The following is an 18,137-nucleotide window of genomic DNA, read 5'->3' as shown; positions in this document are numbered from 1 at the left end:
TGGAGCCCGCACCGGATGCTGCATTGCAGCAAAGGCGCTTGCGTTATTCGGGAAAACCCTTATATTTGCGGCATGACCCACCGCAATGAATGGCTTGACGCAGCCCTAGGCGCCCTGGAATCCGGACCTCCGGCGCCCGCGTCCGTGCCTGCGGCGCCTGCCGCGGCGGGCGCGTGGCACCCCATGGTGCCCATACGCGCGCTTGCGCCCAGCAGCCGCGAGCGTATTGCTGCACATCTGCTGGCGCTCGAGTCGGGCGACCGCTACCTGCGCTTCGGTTATGCCGCGAGCGACGAGCAGGTGCGCCGCTACGTGGAACAGCTCGATTTCGCGCGCGACGACATCTACGGCATCTACAACCGCCGTCTGGATCTGGTCGCCATGGCGCACCTGGCCTACGCGCCGCTGCCCGGGCATCCGCACAGCGCGGAGTTCGGCGTGTCCGTCTCGCCAGCGGCGCGCGGGCGCGGCTATGGCGCGCGGCTGTTCGACCGTGCCATCATGCACGCGCGCAATGCCGGGGTGGGCATGGTCTACATCCATGCCTTGTCGGAGAACACGGCCATGCTGCGCATTGCACGCAACGCGGGCGCCCGGGTGCAGTGCGATGGCAGCGAGTCTGAGGCCTTTCTGGCGCTGCCGCCGCCCAGCCTGGACTCGCGCATGGCCGAGCTCATCGAGCAGCAGTACGCCGAGGTCGACTACCAGCTCAAGCGCCAGTCGCGCCAGTGGGAGATGTTTCTTGCCGGCGTGCGCGACATGGGCGAGAGCGTGCGCAAGGCCCTGAGCATGCAGGGCGGCTGAAGCCGGCGCGGGCCGCGCGCTCCCCGGCGGGCCCGCGCGTGGTGCGGCTTACTTCTCGCCCAGCAGGCTGCGCTTGAGGTCGTTCTGCACTGGGCTGTCACCCAGCCAGATGCGCAGCACGGCGTTGTAGAAGGCGATGTCGGGCAGTGTCTCGCCGATCTGCTTGCCGTTGAGTGTGCTCACGGTACCCTTGTCGGGCACCCAATCGAGCGTGACCACGTCACCCTTCTTGACCTTTTCCAGGCTGGCGAACATTTCACCGAACTTGACGGTCTGGTTCACCACCTTGGCCTTTTCCTCCTTGGTCGAGTTCTTGTTCATCGAGGTGATGAACAGCTGGCCGAACTCGTCGCTGTTGATCTCGCGCTGGATGTGCAGTGCCACGCGCTTGGGCGTCGTCATGGCCTGGATGTCCGCTGCGCTGCCCTTCTTCTCCGTCAGGTACAGCGCGGCGGCGTAGGCCTTGACGACGAAGATCTGGCGCATGCCGTAGCCGTTGAGCACCAGGTTCTTGCCTGCCACGGTGGCGGTGTCCTCGATCTTCACCCCGCCGACTTCGGCGGCATGCAGGGGCGCAAAGGCACAGGCTGCAGACAGAACGGTGGCGGCAAGAGTCGCTTGGAAGGCGGCCCGAAATGACATGTGTGATCTCCTGAAAATCGCTACGCAGTGAACGGGGGCGTGCCAGCAGTCGCGCTAGCACGGCAGGGCGGGCAGGGCGCCGGGCGCGGCTTGGTCTGCCGGCACCGGGCCTTCGGCACCCAGCTTGAACCGGCGGATGGCGGTGGCCAGGTGGTGGGCCTCATTGTGCATGGACTGCGCGGACTGGGCGGCCTTTTCCACCATGGCGGCGTTGTGCTGCGTCACCTCCTCGAGGTGCCCGATGGACTGGTTCACGCGCGCGATGCTGGAATTCTGCTCCTGGTGGGCGCGCGTGATCTCGCCCATGATGGTGTTCACGCGCTGCACGCTCTCGACGACCTCGGTCATGGTCGAACCGGCCTGGCCGGCCAGGCGGTGGCCGTTTTCCACGTTGGCGACGGAGTCGTCGATGAGCTGCTTGATCTCCTTGGCGGCCGTGGCCGAGCGCTGGGCCAGGCTGCGCACCTCGGACGCCACGACGGCAAAGCCACGGCCCTGTTCACCCGCGCGCGCCGCCTCGACGGCGGCATTGAGCGCGAGGATGTTGGTCTGGAACGCGATGCCGTCGATGACGCCGATGATGTCGGCAATCTTGCGCGACGAGCCGTGGATGGCGCCCATGGTCTGCACCACCTGGGCCACCACCTGGCCGCCGCGTTCGGCCACATCGGAGGCCGTGGTCGACAGGCGCCCCGCCTCCTGGGTGCTGTCGGCGCTGTGGTGCACGATGGCCGTCAGGTCGTGCAGGGCCGAGGCGGTTTCCTGCAGCAACTGGGCCTGTTCCTGCGTGCGGTCGTTGAGCAGGCTGTTGTCGGCGGCGATCTCCTGGGCGTCGGAGGCGATGGTGTGGGAGCTGGAGTGCACCTCGCTGACGAGTTGGCGCAGGCTGTCGTTCATGTGGCGCAGGCCTTGCATCATGCGGCCCACTTCGTCCTGCGCACCCGCTTCGATGGCGCTGGTCAGGTCGCCGGCCGCCACGCGCCGCGTCACGGTGACGGCGTGGTTCAGCGGCGTCACGATGCTGCGCGTGACCAGCAGGCCCACCACTGCGCTGGCCACGGCCGCAGCCACGGCAAGCACGCTGATGAGCAGCACCGTCTGGCGCGCCACCTGGGCCGAGACGTCGCCCGCGCTCTCCATCTGGCTGTTCTGGTATTGCACGAAGCCGTCGAGTGCGTCGAAATACCGCTTCTGCAGCGGCCGCATCGAGAACAGGTACTTGAGCTGTGCCTCGTCTTTCGCGTCCTCCTGCACCAGCTTCACGAAGTCGCCCTGCAGCGGCCGGAACTTGTCGCGGATCTCGATGATGGCCTTGAGCAGCGCGCGCCCCTGCTCGTCGGTGATGATGCGCTCCAACTGGGCGATGGCTTCGTTGTTGGCAGCGTCGATCTTGCCGATGTGCTCGATCTCGGCCTTGACCTGGGCCGGGTTGGTCATGATGAGCACGCCCAGCATGCTGCGCGAGATCTCGTTGATCTGGTCCTTGATGTGGTTGGCCACATTGGTCTTGGGATAACGGTCCTTGACCAGCGCCTCGATCTCGGCGTTGAGGCCCTGGATGCGCAGGGACGCCAGAATGGACACCAGGGCCATGAAGGCGATGACGACGGTGAAACTCAGTGTGAGCCTTTTGCCCAGGCCCATGCCAGATGCGATCATGTGCGGCGCGCCTCCTATGCAGTCCCATGGCCGCAGCCGGGTGGTCCCGTTGCGTGCCGATAAATGTTAACGTTTATTTACATTCTGGCGCCCGGGAAATCCCTTGCTGTTGCAAGAACCGAGACGCCGTGCCCACACCCTAGCAGACCGCGTGCTGCGGCGCCATCCGCTGCCCGTGCCGGCACCGCGGGCAATCCGTTATCCTCGGGGTCTGTTCCACTACCGCACGTCCTGCGTCCAAGGCTGTGTCAGAACCGCACCCTGCGCGTCCCCCCGAAGACAAGCGCACGCTCCTGCAAAAACTGGTGGAGTTCATCCACCCGGGGCCGGACTCGGCCGAAGAGCTGATCGAGACCCTGGCCGAGGCCGAGAGCAACGAAGTGATCGGCGCCGAGTCGCGCGTCATGCTCGAGCGCGTGATCCGCATGGCCGACATGAGCGCGGGCGACGTGATGGTTGCCGCGCCGCGCATGGACCTGGTGGACATCGATGCGCCCTATGAGGAGATGCTCAAGCTCATCATCAACACCGCGCATTCGCGGTTTCCGGTGTACCAGGGCGAGCGCGAGAACATCATCGGCATCCTCATGGCCAAGGACCTGCTCAAGCTGCAGCGCTCGCCGGACCTGAATGTGCGCGCGCTCCTGCGACCGGCGGTGTTCGTTCCCGAGAGCAAGGGACTGAACGACCTGCTGCGCGAGTTCCGCGGCAACCGCAACCACCTGGCCGTGGTCATCGACGAGTTCGGCCGCGTCGCCGGTCTCGTCACCATCGAGGACGTGCTCGAACAAATCGTCGGCGAGATCGAGGACGAGTTCGACATTCCCGAGGACGAGGGCGACATCTTCGCCCTGGCCGACCACACCTACCGCGTGAGCGGCGACACCCCCGTGGAGCGCGTGGCCGAGGCCTTTGGCGTGGACCTGGCGGGCAGTGACCCCGAGGAGGAGTTCGATACCATCGGCGGCCTCATCGCGCACGAGATGGGGCATGTGCCCAAGCGCGGCGAGCAGCTCGTGCTGTGTGGGCTGCAATTCGTCGTGCTGCACACCAAGGGCGGGGCGGTGCGCTGGTTCAAGGTGGAACCCCGGCCCCAGGATTCCGCATCCGGCACCGGATGAGCACCACCGCCCCCTGGAGCCGGCGGGCCGTGCCGCTGGCGCTGTGCGCGGGCCTGGCGCAGGCCGCGGCGCTGGCGTTGCCGGGCAGCGGGCAGCCCGCATGGTGGCTGCAGGTGGCGGCGCTCGTGGTCTTTGCGCGCCTGCTGCACAGGGCGCCGGGCTGGCGCGCCGCGGCCTGGATGGGCGGGGCCTTCGCCACGGCCTGGCTCGCGGGCACGTTCTGGTGGCTGTTCATCTCCATGCATATCTACGGCGGTCTGGCGGCACCGCTGGCCGTGGCGGCCGTGCTGGTGCTGGCGCTTTTCCTGGGCAGCTACTATGCAGTGGTTTCAGGACTGTTTTGGGCTCTAAGGCCCGCCAACAGGGCGCTAGGCGCTCTTTTTTTTGCTGCGCTCTGGCTGCTCGCAGAGCTGGCGCGCGGCACCTGGTGGACGGGCTTCCCCTGGGGGGCGGGCGGCTATGCGCATGTGCAGGGCCCGCTGGCGGCACTGGCGCGCTATGGCGGGGTCTATGGCGTGGGGGCCGTGGCCGCCTTCCTGGCCATGCTGCTGGCCCAGGCGCGGGTGCCGGACCTGCACCGCGGGCGCGCCTGGGCGCTGGCGCTGCTGCTGGCGGGCCTGCTGGGTGCGGCGGCGCTGCAGCGCGATTGCGCCGTCCAGGACTGCCGTGCGCCGCAGGCTCCGCCGCGTGCGCCCCTGCCGCTGGTGCTGCTGCAGGGCAATATCCCGCAGGACGAGAAATTCCAGCCCGGCTCGGGCGTGCCCATGGCCTTGCAGTGGTACCGCGAGCGCCTGCTGCAGCCGCACCAGGCCCTGGTGGTGGCCCCGGAGACCGCCTTGCCTCTGCTGCCTGCGCAACTGCCCGAAGGCTACCTGGCAGACCTCGCCAGCCACTACGGCGCGGAGGGCCGGGCCGCGCTGCTGGGCATGCCGCTGGGCAGCATGGAGCAGGGCTACACCAATTCCGTGCTCGGCCTGCGCCCGGGGCAGGAGCGGCCCTACCGCTACGACAAGCACCATCTCGTGCCCTTCGGGGAGTTCATCCCGCCCTTCTTCCGCTGGTTCACCGACCTGCTGCACATCCCGCTGGGGGACTTCCGCCGTGGCGCACTGGTACAGCCGTCCTTCGCCTGGCGCGGCGAGCGCCTGGCGCCCAACATCTGCTACGAGGACCTGTTCGGCGAAGAGCTGGCCGCGCAGTTCGCACAGGGCGCGGCGGCGGCCCCCACGGTGTTCGTGAACCTGAGCAATATCGGCTGGTTCGGCAACACGCTGGCCATAGACCAGCACCTGGCGATCAGCCGCATGCGCGCGCTGGAGTTCGAGCGCCCCATGGTGCGCGCCACGAACACGGGCGCCACGGCCATCATCGACCACCGCGGCGTGGTCGTGCAGCAGTTCGCGCGCCACGAGCGCGGCATGCTCACCGGACAGGTCCAGGGGCGCGACGGCCCACCCACGCCTTACGCCCGGTGGGCGGGGCGCTGGGGGCTGTGGCCCCTGTGGGGGCTGGGCACCCTGGCGCTGCTGGCGGCCTGGGCCGCGCGCGGGCGGCGCCGGGCTGTGCCGGGGCATACGGGATAATGGGCGTTTGTTGCACATCCCTTGCGGGACCCTCGATGAAACCAACGGCGGCGGCCCCAGCCGCCAGCGCGGAGCACGACTGACGATGGCCGAATCCTTTTCCTATGACCAACTGATCGCCTCGGGCGAGGGCCGGCTTTTCGGTCCCGACAGCGGGCGCCTGCCGCTGCCGCCCATGCTGATGTTCGACCGCATCACGCACATCGACAGCGATGGCGGCGCCCACGGCCTGGGCCGCATCGAGGCCGAACTGGACGTGCGGCCCGACCTGTGGTTCTTCGCCTGCCATTTCCAGGGCGACCCGGTCATGCCCGGCTGCCTGGGGCTCGACGCCATGTGGCAGCTCATCGGCTTTTACCTCACCTGGCTGCGCCTGCCGGGCCGGGGCCGCGCGCTGGGCGCGGGCGAGGTCAAGTTCACCGGCGAGGTGGGCCCGGATGTCAAGCTCGTGCGGTACGAAATCGACATCAAGCGCGTCATCAAGCGCAAGCTCAACATGGCCATCGGCGACGCGCGCCTGCTCGCCGACGGCAAGGAAATCTACGTGGCCAATGACCTGCGCGTGGGTCTGTTCCTGCGCGAGGGCGACAGCAAGGAAGCGGCATGACCAAGAAGCGCGTAGTCATCACGGGCGCGGGCATCGTCTCGTGCATTGGCAACGACCTGGCCACCGTCGAGGCCGCCCTGCGCGAGGGCCGGAGCGGCATCCAGGCGGTGGAGAAGTTCACCGAGATGGGCCTGCGCAGCCAGGTCGCCGGTGTGCCCCATATCGACGTCGAGGCGCGCATCGACCGCAAGCAATTGCGCTTCATGGGCGATGCGGCCGCCTACGCGCAGATCGCCCTCGAAGACGCGATCGCCCAGGCCGGCCTCACCCCCGAGCAGGTCAGCCACCCGCGCACCGGCCTCATCATGGGCTCGGGCGGCGGTTCGCCGGCCCACCAGATCGAGGCCGCGGACACCCTGCGCGACAAAGGCATCCGCCGCGTGGGGCCCTACCAGGTCACGCGCTGCATGAGCTCCACCGTCTCGGCCTGCCTGGCGACCAACTTCAAGGTCAAGGGCATCAATTACTCCATCACCTCGGCCTGTTCCACCTCGGCGCACTGCATAGGCGCTGCGGCGCAGCAGATCGCCTGGGGCATGCAGGACGTGATGTTTGCCGGCGGCGGTGAGGAGTTGAGCTGGGGCATGTCGCTGCTGTTCGACGGCATGGGCGCCATGTCGAGCAAGTACAACGCCACCCCCGAGAAGGCATCGCGTGCCTACGACGCGAACCGCGACGGCTTTGTGATCGCCGGCGGCGGCGGCGCCGTGGTGCTCGAGAGCCTGGAGCATGCCGAACAGCGCGGCGCCACCATCCTGGCCGAGGTCGTGGGCTTCGGTGCCACCAGCGACGGCGAGGACATGGTCGCCCCCTCGGGCGACGGCGCCATTGCCTGCATGCGCCAGGCCCTGGAAGGGCTGGACGGTCCCATCGACTACATCAACACCCACGGCACCTCCACGCCCGTGGGCGACATGCAGGAAGTGCGTGCCATGCAGGCCGTGTTTGGCGACACCGTGCCGCCGTTTTCCAGCACCAAGTCGCTCACCGGCCACTCGCTGGGCGCCACGGGCGTGCAGGAGGCGATCTACTGCCTCATCATGCTGGGCAAGCAGTTCATCGCCGGCTCCATCAACGTCGAGACGCCCGACCCGCTGCTCGGCGGCATGCCCCTGGTCACCAAGACGCGCGATGCGCTGCTCACCACCGTGCTGTCCAACAGCTTCGGTTTTGGCGGCACCAACGCCAGCCTGGTCCTGCGCCGCTGGCAGGGCGCCTGAGCGCGCAGCACGCGCGCTTGGCCTGAAGGCCCGCCCCCGCGCTTGCGGCGGCGGGCTTTTTCATGCCGTCATCGCTGCGGGCGCGGCGACAGTGCCGTGTGCAGCAGCCCGGGCAGCATGGCCAGCATGCGTGTGGCATGCAGCCCGGGCGGGTGGGCGCTGGCGCGGTAGCTGTAGAGCGACACGGGCGGCACATCGGGCAGTTCCAGGGCCACGGTGTGGGCCTGGTCCAGCCGCATGGCGGTGAGGAAGTCCACCACCGTCCAGCCCATGCCCAGACGCACCAGCTCCAGCGCCAGACGCGAGGTCTGTACCTGGATGGCGGGGTTGCCCGGCGTGCCCAGGCGCTGGGCCGTGGCGTCTATCGCGTGGCGCATCGGGTCCTCGCCCACCAGGCGGATGGCGGGCACCCGGGCCAGCCGGGCGGCCATGCTGGCAGCGCGGGGCGCGCGCTCCCACACGGCCCGCGCCACGGCCATGCAGAGGCGGCCGCTGACCAGCAGGTCGCTGTGAATCTGCGGGTGCGGGTGTTCAAAAAAGCCCAGCCCGAAGTCCACGCCACGCGTGAGCAGCGCCTGGGTCATCTGGTCCTGGTGGATGGTGCGCACCTCCACGCCCACCTGGGGGTGAAGCTGGGCGTGCCGCCACAGCAGGGCGGGCAGGAACTCGTGGCTGACGGACGGGATCGCCGCCAGCCGCACCTCCCCCAGTTCTGCCGTGGCCAGGTTGCGTGCCGTGCGTTGCAGGGCGTCGAGCTGGCGGTGGATGTTGCCGGACTCCACCGCCAGCACCTGTGCCTCCGGCGTGGGGGTGAGGCCCGCAGGGGTGCGCTCGAACAGCCGGTAGCCCAGTTGCAGCTCGGTGTGCGCGATGGCCTTGCTGACCGCCGATGGGGTGATGCACAGCAAGCGCCCGGCGGCGCTCATGCTGCCGGTCTGCAGCACCGCCTGGAAGACTTCGATCTGGCGCAGGTTCATCGTGCCGGGGTGTGAATTTGATTCATAGGGTAATGGCAATTATTCCATTTATCTGTGCATTTGCTTCTCATACCATGCCCTACCGCCCGACGCCGGCCTTTCGGCAAACGGGTGGCACCTGAAGAACGATTCGGAGACCAGTTCATGCACATTTCCTCTTCCTCTCGCCCCTCGTCCATCCCCCGCCGCTGGTTTGCGGGGGTGGTGCTTTCCGCCCTGTCCACCGTGGCCCTGGCCCAGGCCGCCAAGCCCCATGTGGTGGTGCTGGCCACCGGCGGCACCATTGCCGGGGCCGGTGCCTCGGCCGTCCACAGCGCTACCTATGCCGCCGCCAAGGTGCCGGTGGACAAGCTGCTGGCGGGCCTGCCCGAACTCGCCCGTCTGGCCCGGGTTTCGGGGGAGCAGGTGTTCCAGATCGCATCGGAGAGTTTCACCAACGAACACCTGCTCCAACTGGGCCGGCGCGTGGCGGCCCTGTCCAGGCAGGCCGATGTGGACGGCATCGTCATCACCCACGGCACCGACACGCTGGAGGAGACCGCGTATTTCCTGAACCTCACCGTGCACACCCGCAAGCCCATCGTGCTGGTGGGCTCCATGCGCCCCGGCACCGCCCTGTCCGCCGACGGCGCGCTGAACCTGTACGACGCCGTCAGCGTGGCTGCCAGCCAGGATGCCGCGGGCAAAGGCGTTCTCGTCACCATGAACGACGAGATCCAGAGCGGCCGCGATGTGAGCAAGACCATCAACATCAAGACCGAAGCCTTCAAGAGCCAGTGGGGCGCGCTGGGCATGGTGGTGGAAGGCCGCAACTACTGGTTCCGTGCACCCGTCAAGCGGCACACCATGCAATCAGAGTTCAACATCGACGACATCCAGGCCCTGCCGGCCGTGGACATCGTCTACGGCTACGGCCACATGAACACCACCGCCATCGAGGCCTACGGCCAGGCGGGCGTGAGGGCGCTGATCCACGCAGGCACGGGCAACGGCTCGGTGGCCGCGCAGGCAGTGGGCGCGCTCCGGGCCCTGCGTGCCCAGGGCGTGCAGGTGATCCGCGCGGCCCGTGTGCCCGATGGCTTTGTCGTCCGCAATGCCGAACAGCCGGACGACCAATACGACTGGGTGGTGGCGCATGACCTGCGCCCGCAGAAGGCCCGCATCCTGGCCATGGTGGCTCTGACCAAGACCCAGGACAGCCAGGAGCTGCAGCGCATCTTCTGGGAATACTGATCCGATCCGCTGGGTGTGCGCCCGCCGTGCCCCGCAGCGCAGCGCACGCCCTGCCGCTGGCCCAGGCCGGGGCTCCCCCAGGGGCCCCGGCCTTTGTGCGTGGCAGTGCGCCGTAAAATCACGGGTTCCGTGCCGCAATGGCCTGATTCCTGCGGAATGGGCCATGCCAGCGGTTTCCGTTGCCGATACCTCTTTGCCCATTGCCGGCCCTGGCCCTGCCAGCGCCCAAGACCTCATGTTGACCTTCCAGCAAATCATTCTGAAGCTGCAGTCCTACTGGGACGCCCAGGGCTGCGCCCTTCTGCAGCCCTACGACATGGAAGTGGGCGCGGGCACCTCGCACACCGCCACCTTCCTGCGCGCCATCGGCCCCGAGCCCTGGAAGGCCGCCTACGTGCAGCCCAGCCGCCGCCCCAAGGACGGCCGCTACGGCGAGAACCCCAACCGCCTGCAGCATTACTACCAGTACCAGGTGGTCCTGAAGCCCGCACCCAGCAACATCCTGGAGCTCTACCTGGGCTCGCTCGAAGCCCTGGGCTTCGACCTCAGGAAGAACGACATCCGCTTCGTCGAGGACGACTGGGAGAACCCCACGCTGGGCGCCTGGGGCCTGGGCTGGGAGGTGTGGCTCAACGGCATGGAGGTGACGCAGTTCACCTACTTCCAGCAGGTCGGCGGCATCGACTGCCGGCCCATCACGGGCGAGATCACCTACGGCCTGGAGCGCCTGGCCATGTACCTGCAGGGCGTGGAAAACGTGTACGACCTGGTCTATGCGCCGGGCCTGAAGTACGGCGACGTGTTCCACCAGAACGAGGTCGAGCAGTCCACCTACAACTTCGAGCACAGCGACGCCGACTTCCTGTTCCAGGCCTTTGCGGCGCACGAAAAGCAGGCCCAGTACCTGATGGAGCAGCAGCTCGCGCTGCCCGCCTACGAGCAGGTGCTCAAGGCCGCGCACACCTTCAACCTGCTGGACGCGCGCGGCGCGATCAGCGTGACCGAACGCGCCGCCTACATCGGCCGCATCCGCAATCTGGCGCGCGCCGTGGCGCAGGCCTACTACGACAGCCGCGAGCGCCTGGGCTTTCCCATGGCGCCGCGCGAGTGGGTCGCACAGATGCCCAAGAAGGCCGCCTGAGCGCAGCAGGAAGCACCACCACCATGACCACGCAAAACCTTCTCGTCGAACTGTTTGTGGAAGAGCTGCCCCCCAAGGCGCTCAAGAAGCTGGGCGATGCCTTCGCCGGCGTGCTGTTCGATCAGCTCCGGGCCCAGGGCCTGGTGGGCGAGGACTCGGGCGTCACCGCCTACGCCTCGCCGCGCCGCCTGGCGGCGCACATCCGCCATGTCTGGCTCAAGGCCGAGGACAAGGCCGTGCGGCAAAAGCTCATGCCCGTGAGCGTGGGCCTGACGGCCGACGGCCAGGCCACGCCCGCGCTGCTCAAGAAGCTGCAGGCGCTGGGCGCCGACCTGTCCGACCCGGCTGCCGCCGTGGCCCGGCTGCAGCGCGCGAGCGACGGCAAGGCCGAGGCCTTGTTCTACGACAGCCTGGCCAGCGGCGCCACGCTGGACACGGGCCTGCAAAAGGCCCTGGACGAAGCGATTCGCCTGCTGCCCATCCCCAAGGTGATGAGCTACCAGCTCGAGACCGACTGCGAGCTGCCCGGCTGGAGCAGCGTGCATTTCGTGCGCCCCGCGCACGGCCTGGTGGCCCTGCACGGCAGCACCGTCGTGCCCGTCAAGGCGCTGGGCCTGAGCGCGGGCCGCACGACGCACGGCCACCGCTTCGAGGCGGCGCAGCCGGTGGTGGAGATGGCCCACGCCGACCAGTACGCCGAGACCCTGGAGCGCGATGGCGCCGTGATCGCCAGTTTCGACCAGCGCAAGGCCGAGATCGTGCGCCAGCTCGCGCAGGCTGCGGCGCGCGTGGGTGGCGGCGTGCGCCCCATCGAGGACGAGGCCCTGCTCGACGAAGTGACCGCACTGGTCGAGCGCCCGAATGTGCTCGTCTGCCAGTTCGAGGCGCAGTTCCTTGGCGTGCCGCAGGAATGCCTCATCCTCACGATGAAGGCCAACCAGAAGTACTTCCCGCTGCTCGACGCCACGGGCAAGCTCACGAACCAGTTCCTGGTGGTGAGCAACATCCGTCCCGAGGACGCGAGCTTCGTCATCGGCGGCAATGAGCGCGTGGTGCGCCCGCGCCTGGCCGACGCCAAGTTCTTCTTCGACCAGGACCGCAAGAAGACCCTGGCCTCGCGCGTGGACAGCCTCTCCAAGGTGGTCTACCACAACAAGCTGGGCACGCAGGGCGAGCGCGTGGAGCGCGTGCGCGCCATCGCCCAGGCCATTGCCGCGCGCCTGGGCGATGCGCAGCTCGTGCAGCAGGCCGACCAGGCCGCGCTGCTCGCCAAGACCGACCTCGTGACCGACATGGTGGGCGAGTTCCCCGAGCTGCAGGGCACCATGGGCCGCTACTACGCGCTCAACGACGGTCTGGGCGCGGTCATCGCCGACGCCATCGAGGACCACTACAAGCCGCGCTTCGCCGGTGACGAGCTGCCGCGCAACATGGCGGGCGTGGTGGTCGCGCTGGCCGACAAGCTCGAAACCCTGGTGGGCATGTTCGGCATCGGCAACCTGCCCACGGGCGACCGCGACCCGTTTGCGCTGCGCCGCCATGCGCTGGGCGTGATCCGCATGCTGGTCGAGAAGCACCTGCCGCTGGACCTCGACGCGCTGCTCGCCAGCGCCGTGCCCTGCTTTGGCGAGCGCATCCAGGACGCCAGCGCACCGCTGGCCGCGTTCATCTACGAACGCCTCGCCGGCGTGCTGCGCGAGCAGGGCTACAGCGCCCAGGAGGTCGATGCCGTGCTCGCCCTGCGCCCGCAGCGCCTGGCGCAGGTGGGGCAGCAGCTCGCCGCCGTGCGCGCCTTTGCCGCCTTGCCCGAGGCCCCGGCCCTGGCGGCGGCGAACAAGCGCGTGGGCAACATCCTGAAGAAGGCCGAGGTCGAGGGGCCGGTGGACCCGCACGTCAACCCCGCCCTGCTGCAGGAGCAGGCGGAACAGGACTTGTACGCCGCGCTGCAGCGCTTCGTGCCCGAGGCCGATGCGCAGTTCGCCGCGGGCGACTACACCGCCAGCCTGCAGACCCTGGCCGTGCTGCGCGCGCCGGTCGATGCCTTCTTCGACGACGTCATGGTCAACGCCGAGCAGCTCGATCTGCGCCTGAACCGCCAGGGCCTGCTCAAGACGCTGCACACGGCCATGAACCGCGTCGCCGACCTCGCGCGCCTGGCTTGAGCAAGGGGCCGCCCCCAGTGTCGCCTTCGGCGCCTTCCCACCACTCCCGCAGCACGGCGCGCTGCGGGCCGGGGGACGCTTCCCGCACCGCAGTGCGGCCCGTGCGCGGTGGCCGCCCTTTGCAGGGGCCGTGGATTGCACAGCCGCCGCCGGTCCTGTGGCCATGACCACTGACGCCGCCCGCACCCAGCGCACGGCCTGGTGGCTGTTTGCCCCGCCTGCGCTGCTGGCGGCGCTGCGCTGGGGGCTGCAGTGGCAGGCCGAGCGCCATCCGGGCCCGCCCGCGTGGCGCCTGTCCCCCCTGCCGCCGCCCCAGGCCACGGCGCTGGACCTGTTCCTGCCCTGGCTGGCGGCGCTCGCCGCCGTGCTCGTGGCGGCCGCCCTGCTGGCGCTGCTGGCGCGCCGCCGCGGGGCCGCCGCGGTGCGCCGCGTGCTCCTGGGCGCCTGGGTGCTGGCCTGCCTGGCGGGCTGCGCGGCCCTGGGGCTGCACGCGGCCAACCTGCAAGGCCTGCAGGCGCAGCCCCCCGCGCAGGCCCAGGTGCTGGGCAGCCGCGCGCGCGCGCCCCACCTGCACAGCACGGGCGGCACGGAGCTGGTGCTGCGCATCGAGGGCGTGCCGGCGCCGCAGCAGGTGCTCATCGACGCCCCCGAGGCCGCCGCCTGGGCCAATGGCCAGCGCCTGGAGCTGCAGCGCGCGCAGGGGCGCTGGTACGGGCACTACGCCACGGGCTGGCGATTGATAATGGCGCCATGAAACTCGTCATCCTCGACCGCGACGGCACCATCAATGCCCTGGGGGCCGAAGGGTATGTGGCCGCGCCCGACGACTGGACACCCCTGCCCGGTGCGCTGGACGCGATCGCGCGCCTGAACCACGCCGGCTGGCACGTGGTGCTGGCGACCAACCAGCCGGGCCTGGGCCGCGGCCTGTTCGACATGGCCACGCTGATCGCCATCCATGCGCGCATGCACCGCCAACTGGCCGCCGCGGGCGGGCGCATCGACGCCGTGTTCTTCTGCCCGCACACCACCGAGGACGGCTGCCACTGCCGCGAGCCCGCCCCCGGCCTGCTCGAGCAGATCTGCGAGCGCTACAACGTCGATGCCGACGCGGTGCTCGTGGCCGGCAGTTGCCCCGAACACCTGCAGGCGGGCGCCGCCCTGGGGGCGCAACTGCACTGGCTGGGCCCTGCGCCGGCCGAGCCGGCCTGGACCGCGTCCGCCCAGGTCCACGCCGACCTGGCCGCGTTTGCCGACCACGTGCTGCGCGCCTGAGCATGCCGCATTTCGTGCAACTGGCGCTGGACTGGTGCGTGCCAGCGCCCCAGGGGCAAAAAATAGAGGAAAAAAGGCCTGCGGCGCCCGAAATACAAGCGCAAGCAGCTATCAAAAATGAAGCGATTGCGGCGCTCCCCGACATCCTCACCCCGGCGCGCTACGCCCATCCGCAGGCCAACCGGGAGCTGCGCCTGGAGGGCGCGGCCGTGGCCTACCGCTTCGAGCGCGCGCGCCGCCGCAGCATAGGCTTTACCGTGGGCCCCGAGGGCCTGGCCGTGCGCGCCCCCGCCTGGGTGACGCTGGCGGCGGTGGAGGCCGCCCTGCGCGCCAAGTCGGGCTGGATTCTGCGCAAGCTCGCCAAGGCCCGGCTGCGCCAGCAGCGCCAGGTGCATGCGCGCATCGCCTGGGGCGACGGCGCCGTGCTGCCCTTCCTGGGCCAGCCGCTGCGCGTGGTGCTCGATGCGCGCCACAGCCTGCTGGGCGTGCTGCAGGAGGACGGTGCGCACGCCGAGCGGCAATTGCGCATCGGCCTGCCGGCGGCGGCGCAACCCGCGCAGGTGCGCGACGCCGTGCAGGCCTGGCTCATGCGCCATGCGCGCCTGCACTTGAGCGCGCGCCTGGACCACTTTGCGCCGCTGCTGGGTGTGCGCTGGACGCGCCTGCGCCTGTCCAGCGCCCAGACGCGCTGGGGCAGCGCGCGCGCCGACGGCTCCATCAGCCTGAACTGGCGCCTGCTGCACCACCCGCAGGCCGTCATCGACTACGTGGTCGTGCACGAGCTGGCGCACCTGCGCGTCATGGACCACAGCCCGCAGTTCTGGAACACCGTGGCCAGCGTGCTGCCCGACCATGCCCGCCTGCGCCGCCACCTGCGCGAGGAACCCGTGCCGGACTGGGACGGCGTGCTCTGCATTGAATAGCTGCTTGCGCAGTGAATACGCGCCTTACGACGCCATTTGACTCCAAAACGCCATGCACCCCCTGCAACTTCTGGACCCCGCCTCGGGCACCTGCACCTACCTCCTGCACGACCCGCACACGCGCGATGCGCTGATCATCGACCCCGTTGATGCGCAGATCGAGCGCGACCTGGCCGTGCTGCAGGCGCGCGGCCTGCGCCTGTGCTGGGCGGTGGAGACGCACAACCACGCCGACCACATCACCAGCGCCGGTCTGCTGGCCGAGCACACGGGCGCGCACACCGCGGCGCCCGCCGGCTGCGGCATAGGCACGGCCCAGCGCCAACTGGCCGACGGCGACACCCTGGACTTTGGCGGCGAGCGTCTGCGCGCGCTGCATACGCCCGGGCACACGGCGGGCAGCATGTGCTACCTGTGGCGCGGCCATGTGTTCACGGGCGATACCCTGCTCGTGGGCGGCTGCGGGCGCACCGACTTCCAGTCGGGCGATGCGCACGCGCTCTGGCGCAGCATCACGCAGGTGCTGTTCGCGCTGCCGCCCGAGACCCTGGTCTGGCCCGGGCACGACTATGCGGGGCGCAGCCACTCGAGCATCGCCGCCGAGCGCACGGGCAACGCGCGCGTGGCCGGGCGCAGCGAGCAGGAGTTCGTCGCCCTCATGCAGGGCCTGCACCTGCCGCCGCCCGAGCGCATGCACGAGGCCCTGCCGGCCAACCGGCAATCGGGCCTGCGCCACGACGCCGCCGCCATGCGCGGCCAGTGTGCGGAGCGCCGCGCCCAGGGCTATGCGGGCGATGTGTCGCCGCTCCTGGCCTGGCAATGGGTGCAGGCGGGCGAGGCGGTGCTCGTCGACGTGCGCAGCGATGCCGAGCGCGCCTGGGTGGGCGAGGTGCCCGGCGCCGTGGCCGTGGCCTGGAAGCAGTGGCCCGGCATGGCCCTGAACCCGGACTTCGACGCGCAGATCCGCGCTGCCGTGCCCCCGGGGCGCAAGGCGCTGCTGCTGTGCCGCAGCGGCGTGCGCTCCATCGCCGCGGCGCAGCAGGCGACGCGGCTGGGCCTGGAGGCCTGGAACGTGCTCGAAGGCTTCGAGGGTGACCCCGACGAGCACGCGCACCGCGGCCAGCGCGGCGGCTGGCGCCACCATGGCCTGCCCTGGCGGCAGAGCTGACCCGCCGGCGCCCAGCCTGCCGCGCAGGTGACAGGCGCGCCCCCGGCAATTGGTTTCATAATGCCCGCCATGACTTTTCTGGCCATCGACGTTGGCAACACGCGCCTGAAGTGGGCGCTGTACGAGGCGCCGCGTCCGGGCGCGGCCCTGCTGGCCCAGGGCGCCGAATTCCTGGACCACATCGACCGCCTGTCGGAGACGGCCTGGGCCCACCTGGCGGCGCCCCAGCGCATGCTCGGCTGCGTGGTGGCGGGCGATGCCGTGCGCCGCCGCGTCGAGGAGCAGATGGAGCTGTGGAGCGTGGACCCGCACTGGGTCGTGCCCGGTGCGCAGGAGGCCGGGCTGACCAACGGCTACGACCACCCCGCGCGCCTGGGCTGCGACCGCTGGGTGGCCATGATCGGCGCGCGCCAGCGCATGCTCGCACGCGGCCCGGCGCGCCCGCTGGTGGTGGTGATGGTGGGCACAGCCGTGACCGTGGAGGCCATAGACGCCGAGGGGCATTTCCTGGGCGGGCTCATCCTGCCCGGCCACGGCATCATGCTGCGTGCCCTGGAGTCGGGTACGGCCGGCCTGCACGTGCCCACGGGCGAGGTGCGCCCCTTCCCCACCAATACCAGCGATGCGCTCACCAGCGGCGGCACCTACGCCATTGCCGGCGCGGTCGAGCGCGTCTACCAGCACCTGCTGCAGCGCTGCGGCCAGGAGCCCCAGTGCATGATGACCGGCGGCGCAGGCTGGAAGATGGCGCCCAGCATGACGCGCCCCTTCGAGCTGGTGGAAAACCTGATCTTCGACGGTCTGCTGGAGATTGCGGCCCGACGGTTCGGGCCGCCGCAGAGCGCTTAGTCCTCCAGTTCCGCCTGGGCCATCTCCACGTCCAGGCGCTCCATGGCGTCCATGGGCGTGGTGGCGGCGGCCTTTTCGTAGAGGGCGGTGGCTTCCTTCATCTTCTTGTCGCCTTCGAGCATGACCAGCGCGTTGGCGTATTCGACCATGGCGATGGCCGAGCCCGGGTTGAGCTTGAGCGCCTCCTGGAAGAGCTTGAGCCCGGCGTCCTTCTTGGCACCGTAGGTCATGCCGCCGATGAGCGCGCCGACCTTGTCGATGACCTCGGCATGGAAGGCGCCCAGGGCGATGCGCGCGTCCGCGTGCTTGGGGGCGAGGGCGATGGCCTTTTCCAGCGACTCCTTGATCTTGCCGCCCAGGCCCTGCGCCAGGGCCTTGGCCACGCTGATGCCCTGGCTGTAGCGGCCCAGGGCGTAGGCGTTCCAGTACCAGGCGTTGGCGTTCTGGGGCTGCTCCTGGGCCTGGGCCTGGGCGCGCTCGGCCACTTGCATGAACAGGTCCAGCCGCGTCTTTTCCTTCTTCTCCAGGTAGGTGGCGTAGATCGCCGTGGCCTTGTTGGCCACCGTGATGCCATCGCCGCCCAGGGCCAGGCCTTGTTCGGCCGCCTGCTGGAACTCGCCGTTGTGGTAGTGGGCCCAGGCCTGCAGCAGGGCGGCGTTCTTGGGCAGGGGTTCGGCGTCGCCGGCGTGCAGACGGGCCCAGTGCTTCTTGAGGCTGGCCGCGTCGTAGTCGAATTCGCCGGCGTGGGGGAAGGGGGTCCAGTGGGCCATGGG

The 18,137-nt window shown here is 69.7% G+C and carries 17 protein-coding genes and 1 pseudogene; 14 read left to right on the top strand and 4 right to left on the bottom strand.

From position 1 onward, the window contains the following. Positions 1-72 precede the first annotated feature (72 nt). Positions 73-804, top strand: coding sequence for a GNAT family N-acetyltransferase (locus CGR01S_RS01155; RefSeq protein ID WP_084690506.1), 732 nt, complete (start codon positions 73-75; stop codon positions 802-804). A gap of 48 nt (positions 805-852) precedes the next feature. On the opposite strand, the gene CGR01S_RS01150 is transcribed toward CGR01S_RS01155, so the two are convergent. Then, positions 853-1,446: a chalcone isomerase family protein gene (locus CGR01S_RS01150; RefSeq protein WP_042421524.1), complete on the bottom strand. Its 594-nt coding sequence runs from the start codon at positions 1,444-1,446 to the stop codon at positions 853-855. A gap of 54 nt (positions 1,447-1,500) precedes the next feature. Next, complete coding sequence (locus CGR01S_RS01145) at positions 1,501-3,105, bottom strand: methyl-accepting chemotaxis protein (RefSeq protein ID WP_042421522.1); 1,605 nt, start codon at positions 3,103-3,105, stop codon at positions 1,501-1,503. Between the two features lie 245 nt (positions 3,106-3,350). Here CGR01S_RS01145 and CGR01S_RS01140 point away from each other — a divergent pair, with 245 nt between their 5' ends. The 4 genes from CGR01S_RS01140 to fabB all read left to right on the top strand — a co-directional run bounded on the left by CGR01S_RS01140 (position 3,351) and on the right by fabB (position 7,636). After that, positions 3,351-4,226, top strand: a complete 876-nt coding sequence (locus CGR01S_RS01140; RefSeq protein ID WP_042421520.1) for a CorC family transporter — start codon at positions 3,351-3,353, stop codon at positions 4,224-4,226. Then, on the top strand, positions 4,223-5,809 hold the full coding sequence (gene lnt / locus CGR01S_RS01135) for an apolipoprotein N-acyltransferase (RefSeq protein WP_042421518.1): 1,587 nt from the start codon (positions 4,223-4,225) through the stop codon (positions 5,807-5,809). The genes CGR01S_RS01140 and lnt overlap by 4 nt, the downstream gene beginning before the upstream one ends. Positions 5,810-5,894: 85 nt before the next feature. Next, the gene (gene fabA, locus CGR01S_RS01130; protein ID WP_042421516.1) at positions 5,895-6,416 is read left to right on the top strand and encodes a 3-hydroxyacyl-[acyl-carrier-protein] dehydratase FabA; all 522 of its coding nucleotides are present in this window, start codon (positions 5,895-5,897) and stop codon (positions 6,414-6,416) included. Further along, positions 6,413-7,636, top strand: a complete 1,224-nt coding sequence (fabB, locus tag CGR01S_RS01125) for a beta-ketoacyl-ACP synthase I (RefSeq protein WP_042421514.1) — start codon at positions 6,413-6,415, stop codon at positions 7,634-7,636. The genes fabA and fabB overlap by 4 nt, the downstream gene beginning before the upstream one ends. Positions 7,637-7,704: 68 nt before the next feature. On the opposite strand, the gene CGR01S_RS01120 is transcribed toward fabB, so the two are convergent. Further along, positions 7,705-8,613, bottom strand: a complete 909-nt coding sequence (locus CGR01S_RS01120) for a LysR family transcriptional regulator (protein ID WP_042421513.1) — start codon at positions 8,611-8,613, stop codon at positions 7,705-7,707. Between the two features lie 144 nt (positions 8,614-8,757). Here CGR01S_RS01120 and CGR01S_RS01115 point away from each other — a divergent pair, with 144 nt between their 5' ends. The 9 genes and pseudogenes from CGR01S_RS01115 (at position 8,758) to CGR01S_RS01080 (ending at position 17,364) form a co-directional block, all read left to right on the top strand. Beyond that, positions 8,758-9,846: a type II asparaginase gene (locus tag CGR01S_RS01115; RefSeq protein WP_042421511.1), complete on the top strand. Its 1,089-nt coding sequence runs from the start codon at positions 8,758-8,760 to the stop codon at positions 9,844-9,846. A gap of 235 nt (positions 9,847-10,081) precedes the next feature. After that, positions 10,082-10,987, top strand: a complete 906-nt coding sequence (gene glyQ, locus CGR01S_RS01110) for a glycine--tRNA ligase subunit alpha (RefSeq protein ID WP_042421509.1) — start codon at positions 10,082-10,084, stop codon at positions 10,985-10,987. 23 nt (positions 10,988-11,010) lie between these two features. After that, complete coding sequence (gene glyS, locus CGR01S_RS01105; RefSeq protein ID WP_042421507.1) at positions 11,011-13,149, top strand: glycine--tRNA ligase subunit beta; 2,139 nt, start codon at positions 11,011-11,013, stop codon at positions 13,147-13,149. A 163-nt stretch (positions 13,150-13,312) separates the two neighbouring features. Beyond that, positions 13,313-13,903, top strand: a complete 591-nt coding sequence (locus CGR01S_RS01100; protein ID WP_042421505.1) for a hypothetical protein — start codon at positions 13,313-13,315, stop codon at positions 13,901-13,903. Next, positions 13,900-14,424 carry a D-glycero-beta-D-manno-heptose 1,7-bisphosphate 7-phosphatase gene (gmhB, locus tag CGR01S_RS01095; protein ID WP_042421503.1) on the top strand — a complete coding sequence of 175 codons (525 nt, stop codon included), beginning with the start codon at positions 13,900-13,902 and terminating at the stop codon, positions 14,422-14,424. The genes CGR01S_RS01100 and gmhB overlap by 4 nt, the downstream gene beginning before the upstream one ends. Before the next feature lie 2 nt (positions 14,425-14,426). Beyond that, positions 14,427-15,347, top strand: coding sequence for a M48 family metallopeptidase (locus CGR01S_RS01090; protein ID WP_042421502.1), 921 nt, complete (start codon positions 14,427-14,429; stop codon positions 15,345-15,347). A 52-nt stretch (positions 15,348-15,399) separates the two neighbouring features. Continuing rightward, positions 15,400-15,900, top strand: a pseudogene (locus CGR01S_RS17245) (MBL fold metallo-hydrolase); the annotation flags it as partial. Between the two features lie 195 nt (positions 15,901-16,095). Beyond that, positions 16,096-16,515, top strand: coding sequence for a rhodanese-like domain-containing protein (locus tag CGR01S_RS17240; protein WP_369345544.1), 420 nt, complete (start codon positions 16,096-16,098; stop codon positions 16,513-16,515). A 69-nt stretch (positions 16,516-16,584) separates the two neighbouring features. Further along, positions 16,585-17,364, top strand: coding sequence for a type III pantothenate kinase (locus CGR01S_RS01080; RefSeq protein ID WP_042421766.1), 780 nt, complete (start codon positions 16,585-16,587; stop codon positions 17,362-17,364). Here CGR01S_RS01080 and CGR01S_RS01075 read toward each other — a convergent pair. Then, positions 17,361-18,134 carry a hypothetical protein gene (locus tag CGR01S_RS01075; protein ID WP_042421498.1) on the bottom strand — a complete coding sequence of 258 codons (774 nt, stop codon included), beginning with the start codon at positions 18,132-18,134 and terminating at the stop codon, positions 17,361-17,363. The two genes, CGR01S_RS01080 and CGR01S_RS01075, sit on opposite strands and share 4 nt — an antisense overlap. Positions 18,135-18,137: the final 3 nt, after the last annotated feature.

Origin of the sequence: Comamonas granuli NBRC 101663, from assembly GCF_000739995.1 — a bacterium.
Taxonomy (GTDB): Bacteria; Pseudomonadota; Gammaproteobacteria; order Burkholderiales; family Burkholderiaceae_C; genus Simplicispira; species Simplicispira granuli.
Note: the sequence above shows the minus strand (reverse complement) of the source record. Positions and strands in the feature narration are given on the sequence as shown.

What these genes read in the sequence shown, in the direction of transcription:
- CGR01S_RS01155 (WP_084690506.1), top strand. Translation starts at nt 73, where the DNA reads ATGACCCACCGCAATGAATGGCTTGACGCAGCCCTAGGCGCCCTGGAA.
- CGR01S_RS01150 (WP_042421524.1), bottom strand. Translation starts at nt 1,446, where the DNA reads ATGTCATTTCGGGCCGCCTTCCAAGCGACTCTTGCCGCCACCGTTCTG.
- CGR01S_RS01145 (WP_042421522.1), bottom strand. Translation starts at nt 3,105, where the DNA reads ATGATCGCATCTGGCATGGGCCTGGGCAAAAGGCTCACACTGAGTTTC.
- lnt (WP_042421518.1), top strand. Translation starts at nt 4,223, where the DNA reads ATGAGCACCACCGCCCCCTGGAGCCGGCGGGCCGTGCCGCTGGCGCTG.
- fabA (WP_042421516.1), top strand. Translation starts at nt 5,895, where the DNA reads ATGGCCGAATCCTTTTCCTATGACCAACTGATCGCCTCGGGCGAGGGC.
- fabB (WP_042421514.1), top strand. Translation starts at nt 6,413, where the DNA reads ATGACCAAGAAGCGCGTAGTCATCACGGGCGCGGGCATCGTCTCGTGC.
- CGR01S_RS01120 (WP_042421513.1), bottom strand. Translation starts at nt 8,613, where the DNA reads ATGAACCTGCGCCAGATCGAAGTCTTCCAGGCGGTGCTGCAGACCGGC.
- CGR01S_RS01115 (WP_042421511.1), top strand. Translation starts at nt 8,758, where the DNA reads ATGCACATTTCCTCTTCCTCTCGCCCCTCGTCCATCCCCCGCCGCTGG.
- glyQ (WP_042421509.1), top strand. Translation starts at nt 10,082, where the DNA reads ATGTTGACCTTCCAGCAAATCATTCTGAAGCTGCAGTCCTACTGGGAC.
- glyS (WP_042421507.1), top strand. Translation starts at nt 11,011, where the DNA reads ATGACCACGCAAAACCTTCTCGTCGAACTGTTTGTGGAAGAGCTGCCC.
- CGR01S_RS01100 (WP_042421505.1), top strand. Translation starts at nt 13,313, where the DNA reads ATGACCACTGACGCCGCCCGCACCCAGCGCACGGCCTGGTGGCTGTTT.
- gmhB (WP_042421503.1), top strand. Translation starts at nt 13,900, where the DNA reads ATGAAACTCGTCATCCTCGACCGCGACGGCACCATCAATGCCCTGGGG.
- CGR01S_RS01090 (WP_042421502.1), top strand. Translation starts at nt 14,427, where the DNA reads ATGCCGCATTTCGTGCAACTGGCGCTGGACTGGTGCGTGCCAGCGCCC.
- CGR01S_RS17240 (WP_369345544.1), top strand. Translation starts at nt 16,096, where the DNA reads ATGCGCGGCCAGTGTGCGGAGCGCCGCGCCCAGGGCTATGCGGGCGAT.
- CGR01S_RS01080 (WP_042421766.1), top strand. Translation starts at nt 16,585, where the DNA reads ATGACTTTTCTGGCCATCGACGTTGGCAACACGCGCCTGAAGTGGGCG.
- CGR01S_RS01075 (WP_042421498.1), bottom strand. Translation starts at nt 18,134, where the DNA reads ATGGCCCACTGGACCCCCTTCCCCCACGCCGGCGAATTCGACTACGAC.